Here is an 18624-nt window from a genome sequence, read left to right as displayed (position 1 = left end):
CGGCCCGTGTGACCACCTGGCCTGCGCGTGCCAGGTCGCCCGTGCCCGTCCACGCCTGGCCCGCACCGGCGTGACCCCCTGGCCTGCACCGGCGTGACCCCTGGCCTGCTTGGCTCGCACCCGCGTGCCCACCTGGCCCCCGTGGCCCGCACCGGCGTACCCACCTGGCCTGCGTCCGCCCGCTAGGCCGTCGACCGGCGGCGGCGGCGGCCCGCCCCGGCCATGGGCCCAGGATCCTAGGATGCTGTACACGGTGTGCCAGGCCGCACCCGACGGTCGAGGGGACTGTCAGCCGACAGACCGGTGCCGCCGGCTGCCTGCCGTCAGACAATGGCGGGGGACGAGGGGGTGCCGATGGCCGAGCAACCGTTCACCGAGGACGAGTACGCGTTCCTGCGCCACATCCGGTTCGGGGAGCTGCCGCCCGCCGTACGCCCGGACGAGCGCGTCGCGCTGACCGAGACCGATCCGGGGCGGGACGGACCGGAGAGAGCCGAGGACCCGATCCGCTGGAACGTGCAGGGCTGAGACTGGAACGTGCAGGGCCGAGACGGGAACGCACAGGGCCGAGAGACGAACGTGCCGCCCCGAGAGACGAGCGGGTGGGCCGGGGTGTCGCCACCCACGGCCCGCCGACGTTGCGCGATCAGAAGACCGGCACGCCCTCGCGTACCAGTCGCCAGTTGGGCTGGAAGAAGTCGTCCGGGTTGATCGTCCCCTTGGCCTGCGCCCAGTCGATGAGCAGCTGACGGATCTCCTGCTGCGCGTTGTAGACCTGGGTCTTCACGATGCCGGGGAAGTTGCCGCCGCCGCTGCGCCGGTAGTTGTTCACCGCCACCACGAACTGTGCGCCGTCGGCCACCGGGGTGTCGGTGCCGGCCAGCACCAGCCGGGTGATGCGCTGCCCGACCGGCTTGGAGATGTCGATGTCGTAATCGACGCCGGAGAAGACGTCGTAGTTGTAGTCGGGCACGGCTGGGTCGGTGATCTGCTCCGGGTCGACCGGGGCGCCCGGCGCGAGGGTCCGGAAGTACTTCGCCGAGTACTCCAGGTACGCGCGCACCTCGGCGCCGCTGAGCACTACCGCCTCGAGGGTGTTGTCGTACACGTACAGGCCGGCCACGTCGCGGATCTTGACATCGCCGGCAGGGAACACAGCGGTACGGCTGAACGGCGCCGCGATCGACAGCACCGGCAGGTCCGCGTACGCGGTGCCGGCCAGCGCGGCGCCGACCACCTCGGTCTGCACGTGGTTGATGAAGTCCAGGATCGGCGTGTCCTTGTACCGCGACTCCGCCGCCGACAGTTCCACAGTGGACTGCGCGACCACCTGGTTGACGTACGCGATGGTCTTGGCGTGCTGGGCCCGCACGGCCGCGAGCACCTTCGGGTCCTCGGCCACCGTGTTGGTGTTCAGCATGGTGGCGGCCTTCTTGGTGATCGTCCAGCGGCCGCGCTCACGGGCGAGGGTGAAGTCCATCCGGGTGAGCCGCTGGCCCCACTTGGACGGCTCGGAGAGCAGCACCTGCGCGCCGGTGCGCTCGTTGGTGACGAACCGCTCGACCACCTCGTTGTGGGCGTGCCCGAAGAGGATCGCGTCGATCCCCGGCACCTGCTGGGCGATCAGCGCCACCGGGTTCTCGTTGGGCAGCTCCGGGCCGTAGCTGGAGGTGCCGCTGTCGCCGCCGTGCGCGGAGATCAGCACGAGGTCGGCGCCGCGCGCCCGCATGATCGGCACCCACTTCGCGGCGGTCGCCACCATGTCGTCGAAGCGCAGCTTGCCCTCGACGTTGCCCTTGTCCCAGATGGCCACGCCGGGGTTGGTCAGGCCGAGGATGCCGACCCGCAGGGTCGGCGCCGCGAAGCCGAGGGAGACCTTCTTGATCACGTACGGCAGGAAGGCGGGCTTGCCGGTCTTCGCGTTGATCGCGTTCGCGGCGAGCGCCGGGAAGCCGAGCTGGCGGATCCACAGGTCCAGCAGCGGCAGACCGTAGTTGAACTCGTGGTTGCCCAGCGTCACGGCGTCATAGTCGATGACGTTCATGGCCCGGGCCATCGGGTGCTTCTCGCCGGTGGCGGTGATCGGCTCCTGCTTGGCGTAGTACGTGGCGAGGGGAGTGCCCTGGATGGTGTCGCCGGCGTCGAGCACCAGCGTCGCCTTGCCGCGCCGCTCGGCACGGATCTGGTTGATCAGGGTCGCCAGCTTCGCGACACCGATGTCATTGTGCTTGCTGTCGTCGTACTCGGCGTCGCGGTAGTAGTCCCAGTTGTAGACGTTGCCGTGCGTGTCCGACGTGCCCAGGAGGGTGAGGTCCCAGGTGCGCGGCCGGGCCGGGCCGGCAGCCTGCGCGGGGGCGGCGGCGATCAGCGGGGCGGTCGCCGCCGCGGCGGCGACCGCGAGCACCTGGCGACGCGACGGACCGGATCCAGAGGTCATGACGTGCCTTTCCATGGGGGTGGACGCGCCTCGTGAGCGCCTCGCGCACCATAGCCAGCGCCTGTCACTTGCGCCACGCCAGTCCCGGTTTCCGCAACCCGTCGCAGGGTAGGCGCTTCGGGACGAGGTCACGGGGGAGCAAGCCGCACAGTGCGAGGAGATGTCGGTGAGTGAGGACCAGCACACCCAGCAGGACCCGACCAGCCAGTACGGCCAGCAGTCCGGTTCGCCGGGCCAGCAGCAGTCGCCGCCCGGCTCGACCGGGGAGATGACGCCGAAGCCGGACCACGGTGAGGAGTCGTACCGGGGGAGCGGGCGGCTGGACGGCAAGCGTGCGTTGATCACCGGCGGTGACTCGGGGATCGGTCGGGCCGTGGCTATCGCGTTCGCCCGCGAGGGCGCCGACGTGCTCATCTCGTACCTGAGCGCGGGGGAGGACGCCGACGCCCGCGAGACCATCCGGCTCGTGGAGGACGCCGGTCGGCGGGGCGTCGCGGTGCGCGGCGACATCACCGACGAGGCGCACTGTCAGGAGCTCGTCGACCGGGCGGTGCGCGACCTGGGCGGGATCGACATCCTGGTGAACAACGCGGCGTACCAGATGTCGCAGGACAAGGGCATCCTCGGGATCAGCACCGAGCAGTTCGACCGGGTGCTCAAGACCAACCTGTACGCCATGTTCTGGCTGTGCAAGGCCGCCATTCCCCACCTGGCCGAGGGCTCGGCGATCATCAACACGGCGTCGATCCAGGCGTTCGACCCGTCGCCGCAGTTGCTGGACTACGCCACCACCAAGGCGGGGATCGCCAACTTCACCAAGGCTCTCGCGGCCGACCTCGCCGAGCAGGGAATCCGGGTCAACGCGGTGGCCCCCGGCCCGGTCTGGACGCCGCTGATCCCCGCCACCATGCCGAAGGAGAAGGTGCGGCAGTTCGGCACCGACACCCCGGAGGGCCGGCCCGGCCAGCCGGCGGAGCTGGCGCCGGCGTACGTCTTCTTCGCCTCCCAGGAGTCCAGCTACGTCACCGGCGAGATCCTGGGGGTCACCGGCGGTCGACCGACCAAGTGATCCGGCCGCCGGGTGGTCGCCCGCGGGTGACCACCCGGCGGTACGGGCCCGCGGGCGGTGGCGTCAGCGGGGCCAGGTCGCGAAGCGGTGGCGCACCCGCGCGACATCGTCGGCGCCCAGGCCGTAGCGGCCGAAACGCTTGTCGGACAGCCGGTCCAGGTAACGGCCGGCGGCCCGCACGTCGGCCGGGTCCAGGGCGGGGTCGACCTGCCGGGCGAGCACCAGCAGCTGCGTCACGTCGTAGTGCTCCAGCGCCGCCGCCACGTCGATGAAGTCCCGGACCTCCCGCCGGTTGACCAACGCCGCGATCTTGTTGGCGACCAGGTCGCGGACGTCCATCACCGGGCCGAGGTCCATCACCACCGGGCTCTGCTGCCGGTCCAGCCGGGCCAGGCTGAGCCGGATCTCGCGCCCGTCGCGGCTCACCACGAAGTCCTTCATGTCCTGGCCGTACCCGTCGAACAGATCGGCGAGCTCGCTGTCCGGGTCGGCGTCGGTGACGGTGAACCCGGCCCGCTCCAGCGCCACGCGCACCCCGGCGGTCGCCGCAGCGGCAGCGCCCTCGACGTCGGCGAAGAGGTCCACGTCCTCGGTCGGCCGGGCGACCAGGCCGTGCGCGGCCCAGGCCACCCCGCCACCGAGCACGAACCGGTACGGCCCGGCGGCGGTAAGCGCCACCCGGGCCACCTCCCGGTAGAACTCGTGCAGGTGGGGTGCGATCACGCCGCGCGCAGGCCGCGGTGCCGGCTCTCCCAGGCGAGGCGGACGCCCCGGGGCAGGTTGAGCAACCGCCACACCCGGCGCAGTGTCCGCCCGTTGATCAGGATGCGCAGGTCGTCGGCGCTGGAGGTCTCGCGCAGCACGTTCTCGTACATCCAGAGCAGCTGGTCGGGGTCGCCGAGGTCGAAGGTGCGCTCGGCGTTCCACATCAACCGCACCGGCAGCTCGACCACCCCGCGGGTGGGGCCGGTGAGCTCGGTGAGGGTGCGCGCCACCACGGCCGGACGACCCGGGCGGGCCAGGAAGACCACGCCGGTCGCGGTGGGCGAGACGGCCTGCATGCTGTCAGGGTAGCGCCCGCCGGTCCCGGTGTCGCTCAAGCGACCTTCCCCGGCCCGTCCGGCGGCGGGTAGGAGGAGGATCGCCCGGCCGGTGATGAGTTGTCGCGCCCGCACCCGTCATACCTAGGACGGGACACGACGAGACGGGAGCATGACGTGACGAGTGCGCACACGGACGAGCAGGTGGGCGGGGGCAGCCTGGGTGGGGTCGACGAGTCGGCCTTCGCAGGACTGGCGGGTCGGCACCGGCGGGAGCTGCATGTGCACTGCTACCGGATGCTCGGGTCGTTCGAGGATGCCGAGGACACCGTTCAGGAGACGTTGCTTCGCGCGTGGCGGCGGCGGGAGACCTTCGCGGGGCGGTCGTCGTTCCGGGCCTGGCTGTACCGGATCGCCACGAACGCCTGCCTGGACCTGCTCGCCAGACGCCGTCCCGAGCCTGCGACAGGTGGCGAGGTGCGGTGGTTGCAGCCGTACCCGGACCGGCTGCTCGACGAGCTGCCGGCGGGTGACGCGGACGAGCCGGAGGCCGTTGCCGTCGCGCGGGAGACGATCGAGCTGGCGTACCTGGTGGCGGTCCAGCACCTCGCGCCGCGCCCACGGGCCGTGTTGATCCTGCGGGACGTGCTGGGCTGGCCGGCGAAGGACGTCGCGGAGCTGCTCGGGGATTCCGTCAACTCGGTGAACAGCGCGCTGCAACGGGCCCGCGCCGGCATGCGCGAGCACCTGCCCGCCGAGCGGCAGGACTGGACCGGCGGTGCGGAGGACGTCGGGACGCGCGAGCTGGTACGCCGGTTCACCGACGCGAGCGTGGCCAAGGACATCGACGCGCTCGCCGCGATGCTGCGCGACGACGTGCGCTGCTCGATGCCGCCCACACCCGGCGTCCACGTCGGCCGCGACGCGGTGCTGAACGACTGGCTCCAGGATGGCTTCGCCGACCTGGGACGCCTGCGCGGCGTCCTGACGGCCGTGAACCGGCAGCCCGCCATCGCCTTCTACCTGTGGCGGGAGTCCGAGGGCGCGTACCTGCCGTTGACCATCGACGTTCTGCGGGTCACCGGCGGCGCGGTCGCCGAGATCGTCATCTTCCACGACGACCAGTTCCCGCGGCTCGGGTTGCCGCAGCGCCTGCCGGCGGACGGTGCCCGGTGACCGCCGCGGCCCCGGCGTCGGGCCGGACCAGCCGTGTTCACCGACTGCGCGGGCTCGCCGGTGTGGGGCTCCTCGCCACGCTCGCGGCGATGCTGGCCACGACAGTCGTCGCCGCGCTCGCCCGGGCCGCCGGCGTCGACTTCGCGGTCCCCGCCGGTGGCGAGACGATCCCGATACCCGGGTTCGCCGTGGTGACCGGCGTCTTCTCGGTCGTGGGCATCGTCATCGCCGCCGCTCTGCTGCTCTGGAGTACGCGTCCCGCCGCGCGGTGGGTGTGGACGGCGGTGTCGCTGACCGCGATCTCGTTGGTTGCGCCCCTGCTCTGCGGGGGAACCGCCGCCACCGTCACCGCCCTTGTTGGACTGCACCTCGTTCCCGCGGCCGTGATGATCCCCGCGCTGAGATGGAGCCTGCGCGCCGAGTGACGATGCCACGACGCCCCCTCCCCGATTAGCGAAGAGTCCTCATCTGACCTATGTTCGTGAGGTCGCTCGCGTGGGAGGGGGTGTCGGAGATGGGTCTGCGGACGTTCATCGAGGGTTGGCCGGTGTATCGGCAGCTCACCGGCACGGACCCGTTGGGCCGGGGCGCCGCCGCCAAGTCCGCGCGCTCGGCCGGCCTGACCGCCCGCACCGACACCGCCGACAGCGTCGCCCGCTCGGTCTGTCCGTACTGTGCGGTGGGTTGTGGCCAGCGGGTGTTCGTGAAGGACGGGCAGGTCACGCAGATCGAGGGCGATCCGGACAGCCCGATCTCGCGGGGCCGGTTGTGTCCCAAGGGTTCGGCGAGCAAGAGCCTGGTGACCAGTCCGCTGCGGCAGACGACGGTCCGCTACCGGCGGCCGTACTCGACGCAGTGGGAAAACCTGGACCTCGACACCGCGCTCGACATGATCGCCGACCGTGTCCTCGCCGCCCGCGAGCAGACCTGGGAGGACGTCGACGAGCAGGGCCGGCCGCTCAACCGGACGATGGGGATCTCCAGTCTGGGTGGGGCGACGCTGGACAACGAGGAGAACTACCTCATCAAGAAGTTGTTCACCGCGATGGGGGCCTTGCAGATCGAGAACCAGGCCCGTATTTGACACTCCGCCACCGTCCCCGGTCTGGGGGCCAGCTTCGGTCGTGGCGGTGCGACGGATTTCCAGCAGGACATCGCCAACGCTGACGTCATAGTCATCCAGGGCTCGAACATGGCTGAGGCGCACCCGGTGGGTTTCCAGTGGGTGATGGAGGCCAAGCGCCGGGGCGCGAAGGTCTTCCACGTGGACCCGCGGTTCACGCGGACCAGCGCGGTGGCGGACGCGTACCTGCCGATCCGGGCCGGCACGGACATCGCCCTGCTCGGCGGCGTGGTGCGCTACATCCTGGACAACGAGCTGGACTTCCGCGAGTACGTGCTCGCCTACACCAACGCGGCGACGATCGTCAGCGAGCGGTTCAGCGACACCGAGGACGGCGACGGCTTCTTCTCCGGCTTCGACCCCGAGACCGGCAGCTACGTGCAGGACAGCTGGCAGTACGACGGCCACGAGGACTCCTCCGGCAGCGGGCACACCACCCAGGAGCGCGACAACGCCGCGGGGTTGGCGCACGAGTCGCACGGCGCGCAGGTCGGCGGGCAGACCCAACGGGACGAGACGTTGCAACACCCCCGCTGCGTCTACCAGATCCTCAAGCGGCACTTCTCCCGCTACACGCCGGAGATGGTGGAGCGGGTGTGCGGTATTCCGCAGGAGAAGTTCCTCGAACTGGCCCAGGCATGGACCGCCAACTCCGGCCGGGACCGCACCGGCATGCTGATCTACTCGGTGGGGTGGACGCAGCACAGCGTGGGCGTGCAGTACATCCGTACCGGGGCGATCATCCAGCTGCTGCTGGGCAACATGGGCCGCCCGGGTGGCGGGGTGATGGCCCTGCGCGGTCACGCCAGCATCCAGGGTTCGACGGACATCCCGACGCTGTTCAACCTGCTGCCCGGCTATCTGCCGATGCCGCACCACGCCGACCACCCGACGTTCGACGAGTGGGTGGACAGCATCCGGCACCCCGGCCAGAAGGGCTTCTGGGGCAATGCCCGATCGTTCGCGGCCAGCCTGCTCAAGGCGTACTGGGGTGACGCGGCGACACCGGAGAACGACTACTGCTACGGCTACCTGCCCCGACTGACCGGTGACCACGGCACCTATCAGCAGGTGCTGGACATGATCGACGGGAAGATCAAGGGGTACTTCCTGCTCGGGCAGAACCCGGCGGTCGGCTCGGCGCACGGGCGCGCGCAGCGCCTCGGCATGGCGAACCTGGACTGGTTGGTCGTGCGGGACCTGTTCATGATCGAGAGCGCGACGTTCTGGCAGAACGGTCCCGAGGTGGCCACCGGCGAGATCGTGCCCGAGGAATGTCGCACCGAGGTGTTCTTCCTGCCCGCCGCCTCGCACGTCGAGAAGGAGGGCACGTTCACCCAGACGCAGCGCCTGTTGCAGTGGCGGGAGAAGGCCGTCGAGCCCTCGGGCGACGCCCGCTCCGAGCTGTGGTTCTTCTACCACCTCGGGCGCAAGCTGCGGGAGAAGCTGGCCGACTCGACGTTGCCGCGTGACCGGGCGCTGCTCGACCTCACCTGGGACTACCCCACGCACGGTCCGCACGCCGAGCCGAGCGCCGAGTCGGTCCTGCGGGAGATCAACGGGTACGACGTGACGACAGGCAGTCCACTGTCCAGTTTCACCGAGGCCCGTGCGGACGGCTCCACAGCGATCGGCTGCTGGATCTACACCGGTGTGTACGCCGACGGCGTCAATCAGGCAGCCCGCCGCAAGTCCCGACACGAGCAGGACTGGGTGGCCGCCGAGTGGGGCTGGGCGTGGCCGGCGAACCGCCGCATCCTCTACAACCGCGCCTCGGCCGACCCGGACGGCAATCCGTGGAGTGAGCGCAAGCGCTACGTCTGGTGGGACGCGGAGAAGGCCGAGTGGACCGGCTACGACGTGCCGGACTTCGAGAAGACCAAACCGCCGTCGTACCGACCGCCGGCCGGCGCGTCCGGGCCGGAGGGGATCGCCGGCGACGATCCGTTCGTCATGCAGGGCGACGGCAAGGGCTGGCTGTACGCGCCCAGCGGTGTCCTGGACGGCCCGCTGCCGACGCACTACGAGCCGGTGGAATCGCCGGTGCGTAACCCGCTCTACGGTCAGCAGGCCAACCCGACCCGCAAGTCGTACGCGCATCCGGTGAACTCGGTCAACCCGAGCCCGCCCGAGGACCACAGCCAGGTCTTCCCGTACGTGTTCACCGTCAGCCGGCTCACCGAGCACCACACCGCCGGTGGGATGAGCCGCACGGTGCGCCCCCTCGCGGAGTTGCAGCCGGAGATGTTCGTCGAGGTGTCACCCGAGTTGGCCGCCGAGACAGGGTTGGCGCACCTGGGGTGGGCGCACCTGATCAGCGGGCGCGCGGTGATCGAGGCGAAGGTGCTGGTCACCGACCGGCTCACGCCGCTGCGGGTGGACGGCCGGATCATCCACCAGGTCTGGCTGCCGTACCACTTCGGTTACGAGGGTCTGGTCACCGGCGACTCGGCCAACGACCTGTTCGGCATCACCCTCGACCCCAACGTCCTCATCCAGGAAAGCAAGATCGGTACCTGTGACGTCCGGTCGGGCCGCCGTCCCAGCGGGACGGCGTTGCTCGACCTGGTCGCCGACTACCAGCGGCGGGCCGGCATCACACCGGGCGGACACGCGCCGGCCGTCACCACCGACCAGGACGTGGAGGGGCGCGATGGCTCCTGACCCGAACAGCCTCTACGGGCCGCTGGATCCGGCGCCGGACGCCGGTTATGTGGACGCGCCGCCGCGGATGGGGTTCTTCACCGACACGAGTGTGTGTATCGGGTGCAAGGCGTGCGAGGTGGCCTGCAAGGAGTGGAACGGCGTTCCGGGCAGCGGCCTGGATCTGCTGGGTATGTCGTACGACAACACGGGTGCGTTGACCGCGAACTCGTGGCGGCACGTCGCGTTCATCGAGCAGCCACGCCCCGCGGGCCACGGCGGCGCGGCCTTCGCGGGTACGCCGACCGGCGCGACGGTCAGCGCGGCGTCGGCGGCGGTGGCCGCCGGCACCGCAGGCCCGACCGGCACCGACCCGGGCCTGCCGCCCGGGTCACCGTCGGCCGCCGCGCGCATGGTCACCGGCACCGCGGCCACCGCGGAGTCGGCGCCCGCCGGCCGGGTCGACGTGCTCGGCGACCCGACCTCCGCGCACGAGCACGGCACGCACCCCACCGTCACGCGCGACGGCCCCACCGGGAATGGCGGCGCGGGCGTGCAGTTCCTGGGGATGCCGGGTGGGCAGCCGCCGGGGCGGGGTAGTGGTGTGGAGGGTCGGTCGGATTTTCGGTGGTTGATGATGTCGGATGTGTGTAAGCACTGCACGCATGCGGCTTGTTTGGATGTGTGTCCGACGGGTTCGTTGTTCCGGACGGAGTTCGGGACGGTGGTGGTGCAGGAGGACATCTGCAACGGCTGCGGTTACTGCATTTCGGCGTGCCCGTACGGCGTGATCGACCAGCGTAAGGGTGATGGTCGGGCGTGGAAGTGCACGTTGTGTTATGACCGGCTGGGCGCGGGGATGACGCCGGCGTGTGCGCAGGCGTGTCCGACGGAGTCGATTCAGTACGGGCCCCTCGACGAGTTGCGGGAGCGGGCGGCGGCGCGGGTGGCGACGCTGCATGAGCGGGGTGTGCCCGAGGCCCGGTTGTACGGCGAGGACCCGAACGACGGTGTGGGTGGTGACGGGGCGTTCTTCTTGTTGTTGGACGAGCCGGAGGTGTACGGGTTGCCGCCGGACCCGGTGGTGACGACGCGGGACCTGCCGGCGATGTGGAAACGCGCCGGCCTCGCCGCCCTGGCCATGACGGCGGCGACCGTCGCCGCGTTCGTCGTCGGAGGATCCTCGTGAGCCCAGAACGCCCCCCGGTGGGCGATCGGTTCCGCCGGTTCACCGACGCCCGCGACGAGACGACCGCACGGCGCTCCGGCGGTGACGCCGTCGCGCGACCGTCCGGCGGCGACCCGGCCCGGCGATCGGGCCGGCGGCGCGGTCGCGGCGGCGGCGAGGAGCTGCGGGTCCCGGAGGCCGAGTTCACCTCGTACTACGGGCGGCCCATCCTCAAGGCGCCGGTCTGGAAGTGGGACATCGCCGCGTACCTGTTCACCGGCGGGCTGGCCGCCGGCTCGTCGCTGCTCGCCGCGGGAGGGCAGCTCACCGGCCGACCGGTGCTGCGCCGCGCCGGCCGGGTCACCGCGCTGGGCGCCGTCAGCGCCAGCGCCGTGTTCCTGATCCGGGACCTGGGCCGGCCGGAGCGGTTCCACCACATGCTGCGGGTGGCCAAACCGACCTCGCCGATGTCGGTGGGCACCTGGATCCTGACCGCGTTCGGGCCGGCCGCAGGCGTCGCCGCGATCGCCGAGGGCGCCGGCCTGCTGCCCCGCCGCGGGCTGCTCGGCGTGGCTGGCCGGGCACTGCCGCCGGTCGGGCACGCCGCCGGGCTCGTCGCCGCCGCCACCGCGCCGGCGCTGGCCACGTACACCGGGGTGCTGCTCGCCGGCACGGCCGTGCCGTCGTGGCATGAGGCGTACCCCGAGTTGCCGTTCATCTTCGCGGGCAGCGCGCTGGCCAGCGGCGCCGGCGTGGGTCTGCTCGCCGCGCCACCGGCGCAGGCGGGGCCGGCCCGCCGGATGGCGGTGGCCGGCGCGGCCCTGGAGCTGTACGGCGCACACCGGGTGGAGACCCGAATGGGGCTGCTCAGCGAGCCCTACCGGTCGGGGCGGCCCGGTCGGCTGCTGCGCGCCGGTCGGCTGCTGACCGCCGCCGGGGTGGCCGGGGCGCTGCTCGGCCGGCGCAGCCGCGCGGCGGGCGCGTTGTCCGGCGTCGCGTTGCTTGCCGCGTCGGTGGCCACCAGGTTCGGCATCTTCTACGGTGGCGTCGCGTCGGCGCGCGACCCCCGCTACACGGTGGTGCCGCAACGCGAGCGGGTGAACGCTCGTCGGACCGGGGTGGATCCTGCGGCTGACTGAGCGGCCGCTTCGGCGTTGTGATCGAATGTCCGACGGAGGCGTTCAGGCGGCTGGTGCCCCTCCCGGTCTTCAAAACCGGTGTGGTCCGGGACCCGGGCCAGGCGGGTTCGATTCCCGTCCGTCTCCGCCAACTGCGGCAGGAGTGACGTGATGCGCGACGGCAGCGTCGACCCGCGACGCCGGGTGCCCCGCACCGACACGCTGCTCGCCGACGCGCGGCTGGCGGAGGCCGTCGCGACCCTCGGCCGGGACCGGGTCAAGGCCGCCGTCGTCCAGGCGCAGGAGCGGGCCCGCCGTGGCGAGATCGAGCCCTACGAGGTCCCCGACGCCGTGGTCGCCGGGTTGCCCGCCCCGGGTCCGCGTACGGTGCTCAACGCCACAGGCGTCGTGCTGCACACCAATCTGGGTCGGGCGCCGCTGTCACCGACCGCAGTCGCCGCGGTCGTGGCGGCCGCCGGGCACACCGACGTCGAGCTGGACCTGCGTACGGGGCGACGCGCACGCCGTGGCCGGGACGCGATGGACGCGCTGGCCGCCGCCGTGCCGGACGCCGCAGCCGTGCACGTGGTCAACAACGGCGCCGCCGCGCTGGTGCTGGCCGCTACCGCGTTGGCCGCCGGTCGGGAGATCGTGGTCAGCCGGGGCGAGCTGGTCGAGATCGGCGACGGGTTCCGCCTGCCGGACCTGCTGGAGAGCACCGGCGCGCGCCTGCGCGAGGTGGGCACCACCAACCGCACCACGCTCGACGACTACGCCGCGGCCGTCGGCCCGCAGACCGGCTTCGTGCTCAAGGTGCACCCGTCGAACTTCCAGATCAGCGGCTTCACCTCGGCCACACCGGTGCGCCACCTGGCCACGCTCGACGTGCCGGTGGTCGCCGACATCGGTTCCGGGCTGCTCGCGCCGGATCCGCTGCTGCCCGACGAGCCGGACGCCGCCGGCACCCTGCGCGCCGGCGCGGCCCTGGTCACCGCGAGCGGCGACAAGCTGCTCGGCGGCCCCCAGGCCGGGCTGCTGCTCGGCGACGCCGCGCTCGTCGAACGGCTGCGCCGCCACCCGCTGGCCCGGGCGCTGCGGGTGGACAAGTTGACCCTTGCCGCGCTGGCCGCCACCCTGCACCGCCCGGACACGCCGACGCGGACCGCGCTGCACGCCGACCCGGCAGCCCTGCGCCGCCGGGTGGAGCTGCTGCGGGACAGGCTCGGCGCGGACGGGCGCAAGGCGGAGGTCGTCCCGGCGGTCGCCGTGGTCGGCGGCGGCGGCGCCCCCGGCGTCGAGCTGGACTCGTGGGCGCTGAGCCTGCCCGAGCGGTACGCCGTGCCGCTGCGCACCGGCGAGCAGCCGGTGCTCGGCCGGGTGGTGCGGGGCCGGCTCCTGCTCGACCTGCGCTGTGTGCCCGTCGACGCCGACGAGACGGTCCTGGCGGCAGTGCTGCGCGTCGGAGGAGACGACTGACCATGTTCGTCGTCGCCACCGCCGGGCACGTCGACCACGGCAAGTCGACACTGGTCCGGGCGCTCACCGGGATGGAACCCGACCGATGGGCCGAGGAACGCCGCCGGGGCATGACGATCGACCTGGGTTTCGCCTGGACGACGCTGCCGTCCGGCGCCACCATCGCCTTCGTCGACGTGCCCGGGCACGAGCGGTTCGTGCCGAACATGCTCGCGGGGGTCGGCCCGGTGCCGGCCGCGTTGCTCGTGGTCGCCGCCGACGAGGGGTGGATGCCGCAGTCCGCCGAGCACCTGGCCGCGCTCGACGCGCTCGGCGTCGGGTACGGCCTGCTGGTGGTGACCCGCGCGGACCTGGCCGACCCCGCGCCGGCCGCGGAGCGGGCCCGCGCCGAGATCGCGGCGAGCAGCCTCGGCGCGGTGGAGACGGTGGCGGTCAGTGGGCTGACCGGCGCCGGCCTGCCGGAGCTGCGCTCGGCGCTGGACCGGCTCACCGCCCGGCTGCCCGCCCCCACAGTGGACGCGCCGGTGCGTCTCTGGGTGGACCGCAGCTTCACCGTGCGGGGCAGCGGCACCGTCGTCACCGGCACGCTGGGCGCCGGCCGGTTGCGCGTCGGCGACGAGTTGGAGCTGGCCGGGGCCGACGAACCGGTTCGGGTTCGGGGCCTGCACTCCCTCGGCGAGGCCCGCCCGGAGGCGGAGGCCGTGGCCCGGGTGGCGGTCAACCTGCGCGGTACGCACCGCGACCGGCTCGGCCGCGGCGACGCGCTGCTCACCCCGGGCCGGTTCCACCACAGCGACGTCATCGACGTACGGCTCACCGGCGACCCGGCCGCCGACCTGCCCGCCACGCTGACCCTGCACGTGGGGTCGGCGGCGGTGCCGGTGCGGGTCCGCCCGCTCGGCGCGGACACCGTCCGGCTGCGGCTGGCCCACCCGTTGCCGCTGCTGGTCGGCGATCGGGCGCTGCTGCGTGATCCCGGCCGACACCACGTGGCCGGCGGCGTACGGGTCCTCGACGTGGCGCCGCCACCGCTGTCGCGCCGGGGCGCGGCTGCCGCCCGCGCGACGGTCCTGGCCGACCTCGACGGTCGACCCGACCTGGCCGGTGAGCTGCGCCGCCGTCGGCTGGTGCGGGCCGGTGCGCTCCGGCGGATGGGTGTGCCGGTGCAGGCCACGCCGGTGGCCGGTGACTGGCTGGCCGACCCCGCGCACTGGCGGCGGCTCGGCGAGCAGCTCACCGAGGAGGTCGGCCGGTACGCCCGGGAGCACCCGTTGGAACCGGGCATGCCGGTGGACGCGCTGCGTCAACGCCTCGCCCTGCCCGACCGGGCGCTGGTCGAGGCGCTGATCCGCCCGCCGCTGCGGGTGCACGCCGGGCGGATCGGCACGGCCACCGTCGACGCCCTGCCCGAGCCGGTGGCCCGGGCCGTGCAGCGGGTCCGCGCCGAGTACGCCGACCGGCCGTTTCGCGCCCCCGAGGCGGACCGCCTCGTCGACCTGGGCCTGGGCCCGCGCGAGATCGGCGCGGCGGTGCGCGCCGGCGCGCTGCTGCGGCTGGCCGACACCGTGGTGCTGCTGCCCGACGCGCTGGACGCGGCGGTCGCCGTGCTGGCCACGCTGCCGCAGCCGTTCACCCTGTCGGCGGCCCGGCAGGCGTTGGACACCACCCGCCGGGTGGCGGTGCCGCTGCTGGAGTTGCTGGACCGTCGCGGCGCCACCCGGCGCCTGCCCGACGACGCCCGGGTCGTCGTCACCTGAGCGCACCACCACGATGATCGGGGGCGGACGCGATCGCGGCGGCCGCTGGTGCCGGGCTAACCGGCCCCTCGACCGTCGGCGGTCACCTACGGTGACGCCATGGACCCTTCGGCGGTCTGGCGGGACCGGCAGCACCAATGGCGGATCGAGGCGTACCGCGCGCCGGATCTGCGGTTCGCCATCTACGCGACAAACGGCCCAACCGAGTCGGTGCCGCTCTGGCTGTTCGGCATGTCGGCGCTGGCCCGGTGGTTGATGACCCACTCGATCTCGCTGGACGACCTGGAGGTCGACTGAGCGCCCCGACGGCCGGAAACGGGACCCGGAGCCGGGCGCGCTGCGGTTAGGTGACCTGAAGCGGTCAACGGGGGTGGGCGGTGGGCGGTCAGCTGGGGCAGTTGGCGCTGGTGGCCGTGCTGGTGCTGATCAACGCCGCGCTCTCCGGTAGCGAGATGGCGCTGGTGACGCTGCGGGAGGGTCAGTTGCGCCGGTTGGGTCGGCGGACCCGCGCCGGTGACCGGCTGGTCCGGCTCTCCCGGGACCCGAACCGCTATCTGGCCACGATCCAGCTCGGCATCACCCTGGCCGGGTTCCTGGCCTCGGCTGCCGCGGCGGTGTCGCTCGCCCAGCCGCTGGTCGGCCCGTTGGGGTTCCTCGGCGCGGCGGCCCGACCGGCATCGGTGCTGCTGGTGACGGTGGCGCTGACCTTCGTCACGTTGGTGCTGGGCGAGTTGGCGCCCAAACGCCTGGCCATGCAGCGGGCCGAGCGGTGGGCGTTGCTCAGCGCCGGGCCGCTGGACCTGCTCGCCCGGGTGTCCCGCCCGGCGGTGTGGCTGCTCAGCTCGGCCACCGACGTGGTGGTCCGGCTCGCCGGCGGGGACCCCCGGGCCAGCCGGGAGGAGATGACCGAGGAGGAGTTGCGGGAGATGCTGGTCAGCCAGCGTGGCCTGTCGGCGCAGCAGCGGGAGATCCTGACCGGCGCGTTCGACATCGCCGGTCGGACGCTGCGGGAGATCCTGGTGGCCCGCCGGGAGGTGACCACGCTGGCCGCCGACCTGGCCGCCGACGAGGGGGTACGCCAGCTGGCCGCCGCGGGCCGGTCCCGCGCCCCGGTGACCGGCCCCGGCGGTCTGGACGAGGTGATCGGCGTGGTGCACATCCGCGATCTGGTGCGGGCCGGCACCGGGACGGTGGGGGAGCGGGTCCGGTCGCCGTTGCTGCTGCCGGTCACCCTGCCGGTGGCCGACGCGTTGCGCCGCTTGCGCCAGGAACACCAGCAACTGGCCCTCGTCGTCGACGAGCACGGCGGCATCGACGGCATCGTCACGCTGGAGGACCTGCTGGCCGAGGTCGTCGGCGAGTTGTACGACGAGACCGACCGCGACGTGCGGGGCGTGACGTGGGAGCCGGACGGGTCGGTGTTGGTGCCCGGTGACTTCCCCCTGCACGACCTGCCCGATCTGGGGGTGCGACTGAGCTTCCCGCTGTCGCGGGAGTACACGACTGTGGCCGGGCTGGTGCTGGCACGGTTGGGTCACCTGCCTGGTGAGCCGGGCGAGACGGTGCGGTTGCCCGGGTTGACCATCGAGGTGGTGGAGGTCGCCGACCGGGCGGTGCGGCGGGTGCGGCTGCGTGGCTTCGTCACCGAGCGCTGAGCGTGTCGCCCAGAAGAGGGACAACACACGTAAAAGACCCCTCGGCGGAGGTCTCTCGCCTAGCGTGCGGTACGTGAAGGACCGAGGGTTGCGTACGTTCGTCACCGTGCTCGCCGGTCTCGCGGTGATCTACTTCGGCAGCGCGGGCCGCAGCCCCGAGGAGGGCCGTGGCCTCTCCGGCGGGGTCATCGTCCTGGCGCTGCTCGCCGCGCTCGGTGTGTGGCACCTGACCCGACCGGGCGACAAGACCGTCAAGTGAGCGCCTCACCCGGCGGCGACGCGGGTGACCTCGCCGGCGGACTCCTCGCCGAGCGCCACCCGCACCAGCGCCGAGGCGAGCCGACCGAAGTCCGGTTCGTCGACCAACCCCGCCAGCCGGTCGGGTGAGCCCGGCAGGCCCAGCCGCTTCGCGCCAGCCAGGGCTCGACGGTCGGCGTACGGGCGCAGGTCGGACCACACCGTCTGGGCCTCGCGCAGGTAGATGTCCGCGCCGGTGGGCCCGATGCCGGGAAACTCGGTGAGCCGTCGGCGCAACCCGGCCGGGTCGCCCTGGGCGTCCCGGTGCAGCCGCCGCAGGTCGCCGTGCCAGCGGTCCAGACACAGCCGGGCGCCGGTGCCGAGCATGGTGGCGGTGCGCTCGTCGTAGCGGCGGTAGTGTCCGCGGCCCAGCGCGTCGACCCGCTGCTGCCAGCTCGCCGCCTCCATCGCCTGGGGTGTGCGGTAGCCGGCCGCGAACAGCTCCCGCGCGGCGTCGACCGCCACGCACGCCCGGATCCGGGTGCTCAGCAGGGTGGCCAGCACCAGCAACTGGTACAGCGGGCCGGGGCGGTCGGCGAGCCGGATACCGGCCTCCTCGGCGTACGTGTTGCCGCGCCGGTCCAGCAGGACCCGCACCACCGCTCGATCGTCACCCACATGTGGTGTGTACCCGCCCAGGGCGCGGCTAGCCCTGCGGGCGCGGGGCGGGACCGGAATGCCGCCCGGCCGGACGGGTATGCCGCCGGTGGAGGCGGTCGATGCCGCCTGCCGTACCCGGAGGGAGACACTCGTGGTCAACCCGCAGCAGGAGGAGTTCCGGCGTAACGCCAAGGGAGCGACGAGCCAGGACAGCAAGGGGCCCCAGCCGACCGGGCATCCGCTCAACCGCGGCACGTCGCGCGGGGACGCCGGCCGGCCGGTGCCCAAGGGGCAGGTGTCGCCGTACGGCCCGGCGGGTGAGCCGGTCGCCGAGGACGACAGCGACACCCGGGCCTAACGAGCGTGATCTGACGGCCGCCGCAACCTGTTCCAGGTGGCGGCGGCCGTCAGTCCGTACGCCAGGTGCGGGACGATGTCGGAGATCCAGTCGGAGCGCCCCCAGGTGCGCGGATCGCTGATCCCCAGCACGGTGATGGACCCGTCGGTCATCGTCATGACCCCGGCGCCGAGCACGCCGGTGGCCATCGGCAGCGGCTGGCGGCGCCCGCCGGCGTAGAGCGCGAACGCCACGCCGGCGGCGATGCCCAGCCCGTAGCCGATCAGGGCCCCGAGCCCCGAGCGGCGGTTCGCCGCCCGGGGCCCCGACCCCAGGTCCACGTGCGCGATGCCGGCCAGCCGGTCGACTGTCTGCTCCGGTGTGCTGCTCGCCGCTCGTGCCCGCAGGGCGATGTCCAGGTAGCCGACCACGTTGAGCGCGGTGGTGCCGACGGCGCCCGCGATGGCGCCGTCGGCCAGGTCGACCCCCCTCACTTCGGATCGCCCGGTTCGCGTTCACTCTTGGGTCCGTAGGTGCGCTCGCCGCGTACGACGCCCCGTTGGCCGCGATCCTCCTGCAGGATCCGGTTCGCGACCTGGTTGGCCTTGCCGTCGGGCACCCGTCGTCCGGAGTCGTCGATCGCGTTGCGCAACCGCGCCCGCTGCTTGTCGTACGCGTTGCTGCCCGGCCGTGGTCCTGGCATCTGCTGCCTCCTTCGTCGCCGTTGG

Annotated in this window: 19 protein-coding genes and 1 tRNA gene; 14 read left to right on the top strand and 6 right to left on the bottom strand. The window is 72.8% G+C overall.

What is annotated here, in order from left to right:
* Positions 1-354 precede the first annotated feature (354 nt).
* Positions 355-528 (top strand): hypothetical protein, encoded by a 174-nt coding sequence (locus ACLQ27_RS02290; protein WP_425865441.1) that lies wholly within the window; start codon positions 355-357, stop codon positions 526-528.
* 118 nt (positions 529-646) lie between these two features.
* On the opposite strand, the gene ACLQ27_RS02285 is transcribed toward ACLQ27_RS02290, so the two are convergent.
* Positions 647-2437 (bottom strand): bifunctional metallophosphatase/5'-nucleotidase, encoded by a 1791-nt coding sequence (locus ACLQ27_RS02285; RefSeq protein ID WP_425865440.1) that lies wholly within the window; start codon positions 2435-2437, stop codon positions 647-649.
* Positions 2438-2603: 166 nt separating this feature from the next.
* Between ACLQ27_RS02285 and ACLQ27_RS02280 the strand changes: the two genes are divergently transcribed.
* On the top strand, positions 2604-3506 hold the full coding sequence (locus tag ACLQ27_RS02280) for an SDR family oxidoreductase (protein ID WP_425865439.1): 903 nt from the start codon (positions 2604-2606) through the stop codon (positions 3504-3506).
* Positions 3507-3569: 63 nt separating this feature from the next.
* Here the strand turns inward: ACLQ27_RS02280 and ACLQ27_RS02275 are convergent, their stop codons facing one another.
* Both ACLQ27_RS02275 and ACLQ27_RS02270 read right to left on the bottom strand, forming a co-directional pair.
* Entirely contained in the window at positions 3570-4229 is a 660-nt protein-coding gene (locus tag ACLQ27_RS02275) for a nucleotidyl transferase AbiEii/AbiGii toxin family protein (protein WP_425865438.1), read from the bottom strand.
* Positions 4226-4567, bottom strand: coding sequence for a hypothetical protein (locus tag ACLQ27_RS02270; protein ID WP_425865437.1), 342 nt, complete (start codon positions 4565-4567; stop codon positions 4226-4228). The genes ACLQ27_RS02275 and ACLQ27_RS02270 overlap by 4 nt, the downstream gene beginning before the upstream one ends.
* Positions 4568-4723: 156 nt before the next feature.
* Between ACLQ27_RS02270 and ACLQ27_RS02265 the strand changes: the two genes are divergently transcribed.
* The 11 genes from ACLQ27_RS02265 (at position 4724) to ACLQ27_RS02215 (ending at position 16921) form a co-directional block, all read left to right on the top strand.
* Complete coding sequence (locus tag ACLQ27_RS02265; protein WP_425865436.1) at positions 4724-5722, top strand: RNA polymerase subunit sigma-70; 999 nt, start codon at positions 4724-4726, stop codon at positions 5720-5722.
* On the top strand, positions 5719-6147 hold the full coding sequence (locus ACLQ27_RS02260; protein ID WP_357575870.1) for a DUF6069 family protein: 429 nt from the start codon (positions 5719-5721) through the stop codon (positions 6145-6147). The genes ACLQ27_RS02265 and ACLQ27_RS02260 overlap by 4 nt, the downstream gene beginning before the upstream one ends.
* Positions 6148-6236: 89 nt before the next feature.
* Positions 6237-9509, top strand: coding sequence for a formate dehydrogenase (gene fdh, locus ACLQ27_RS02255; protein WP_425865435.1), 3273 nt, complete (start codon positions 6237-6239; stop codon positions 9507-9509).
* On the top strand, positions 9499-10677 hold the full coding sequence (locus tag ACLQ27_RS02250) for a 4Fe-4S dicluster domain-containing protein (protein ID WP_425865434.1): 1179 nt from the start codon (positions 9499-9501) through the stop codon (positions 10675-10677). Before fdh ends, ACLQ27_RS02250 begins: the two co-directional genes overlap by 11 nt.
* A gap of 17 nt (positions 10678-10694) precedes the next feature.
* Positions 10695-11795 (top strand): NrfD/PsrC family molybdoenzyme membrane anchor subunit, encoded by a 1101-nt coding sequence (gene nrfD / locus ACLQ27_RS02245; protein ID WP_425865433.1) that lies wholly within the window; start codon positions 10695-10697, stop codon positions 11793-11795.
* A gap of 34 nt (positions 11796-11829) precedes the next feature.
* A tRNA-Sec gene (locus ACLQ27_RS02240) sits at positions 11830-11925 on the top strand.
* A gap of 20 nt (positions 11926-11945) precedes the next feature.
* Positions 11946-13250, top strand: a complete 1305-nt coding sequence (gene selA / locus ACLQ27_RS02235) for an L-seryl-tRNA(Sec) selenium transferase (protein ID WP_425865432.1) — start codon at positions 11946-11948, stop codon at positions 13248-13250.
* 2 nt (positions 13251-13252) lie between these two features.
* On the top strand, positions 13253-15007 hold the full coding sequence (gene selB, locus ACLQ27_RS02230) for a selenocysteine-specific translation elongation factor (protein WP_425865431.1): 1755 nt from the start codon (positions 13253-13255) through the stop codon (positions 15005-15007).
* Positions 15008-15106: 99 nt separating this feature from the next.
* A complete protein-coding gene (locus ACLQ27_RS02225; RefSeq protein ID WP_088989536.1) occupies positions 15107-15304 on the top strand; it encodes a hypothetical protein in 198 nt (65 codons plus the stop codon).
* Positions 15305-15384: 80 nt separating this feature from the next.
* Positions 15385-16662 (top strand): hemolysin family protein, encoded by a 1278-nt coding sequence (locus ACLQ27_RS02220; RefSeq protein WP_425865430.1) that lies wholly within the window; start codon positions 15385-15387, stop codon positions 16660-16662.
* Positions 16663-16735: 73 nt separating this feature from the next.
* Entirely contained in the window at positions 16736-16921 is a 186-nt protein-coding gene (locus ACLQ27_RS02215) for a hypothetical protein (RefSeq protein WP_234586346.1), read from the top strand.
* A gap of 5 nt (positions 16922-16926) precedes the next feature.
* On the opposite strand, the gene ACLQ27_RS02210 is transcribed toward ACLQ27_RS02215, so the two are convergent.
* On the bottom strand, positions 16927-17577 hold the full coding sequence (locus ACLQ27_RS02210) for a hypothetical protein (RefSeq protein ID WP_425865429.1): 651 nt from the start codon (positions 17575-17577) through the stop codon (positions 16927-16929).
* A 133-nt stretch (positions 17578-17710) separates the two neighbouring features.
* Here ACLQ27_RS02210 and ACLQ27_RS02205 point away from each other — a divergent pair, with 133 nt between their 5' ends.
* Positions 17711-17917 carry a hypothetical protein gene (locus ACLQ27_RS02205; protein ID WP_425865428.1) on the top strand — a complete coding sequence of 69 codons (207 nt, stop codon included), beginning with the start codon at positions 17711-17713 and terminating at the stop codon, positions 17915-17917.
* Here the strand turns inward: ACLQ27_RS02205 and ACLQ27_RS02200 are convergent.
* Both ACLQ27_RS02200 and ACLQ27_RS02195 read right to left on the bottom strand, forming a co-directional pair.
* Entirely contained in the window at positions 17914-18390 is a 477-nt protein-coding gene (locus ACLQ27_RS02200; RefSeq protein ID WP_425865427.1) for a hypothetical protein, read from the bottom strand. The two genes, ACLQ27_RS02205 and ACLQ27_RS02200, sit on opposite strands and share 4 nt — an antisense overlap.
* Complete coding sequence (locus ACLQ27_RS02195; RefSeq protein WP_088948250.1) at positions 18387-18599, bottom strand: phosphatidylethanolamine-binding protein; 213 nt, start codon at positions 18597-18599, stop codon at positions 18387-18389. The genes ACLQ27_RS02200 and ACLQ27_RS02195 overlap by 4 nt, the downstream gene beginning before the upstream one ends.
* Between the last annotated feature and the right edge of the window lie 25 nt (positions 18600-18624).

The organism is Micromonospora sp. DT63 (assembly GCF_049841615.1).
GTDB lineage: Bacteria > Actinomycetota > Actinomycetes > Mycobacteriales > Micromonosporaceae > Micromonospora.
This window is presented reverse-complemented; position numbering and strand designations above follow the sequence as displayed.

Excerpts from the sequence above, each read along its gene's own strand:
- ACLQ27_RS02225 (WP_088989536.1), top strand. The coding sequence starts at position 15,107 with ATGGACCCTTCGGCGGTCTGGCGGGACCGGCAGCACCAATGGCGGATC.
- ACLQ27_RS02195 (WP_088948250.1), bottom strand. The coding sequence starts at position 18,599 with ATGCCAGGACCACGGCCGGGCAGCAACGCGTACGACAAGCAGCGGGCG.
- ACLQ27_RS02250 (WP_425865434.1), top strand. The coding sequence starts at position 9,499 with ATGGCTCCTGACCCGAACAGCCTCTACGGGCCGCTGGATCCGGCGCCG.
- selB (WP_425865431.1), top strand. The coding sequence starts at position 13,253 with ATGTTCGTCGTCGCCACCGCCGGGCACGTCGACCACGGCAAGTCGACA.
- ACLQ27_RS02290 (WP_425865441.1), top strand. The coding sequence starts at position 355 with ATGGCCGAGCAACCGTTCACCGAGGACGAGTACGCGTTCCTGCGCCAC.
- ACLQ27_RS02285 (WP_425865440.1), bottom strand. The coding sequence starts at position 2,437 with ATGACCTCTGGATCCGGTCCGTCGCGTCGCCAGGTGCTCGCGGTCGCC.
- selA (WP_425865432.1), top strand. The coding sequence starts at position 11,946 with ATGCGCGACGGCAGCGTCGACCCGCGACGCCGGGTGCCCCGCACCGAC.
- ACLQ27_RS02270 (WP_425865437.1), bottom strand. The coding sequence starts at position 4,567 with ATGCAGGCCGTCTCGCCCACCGCGACCGGCGTGGTCTTCCTGGCCCGC.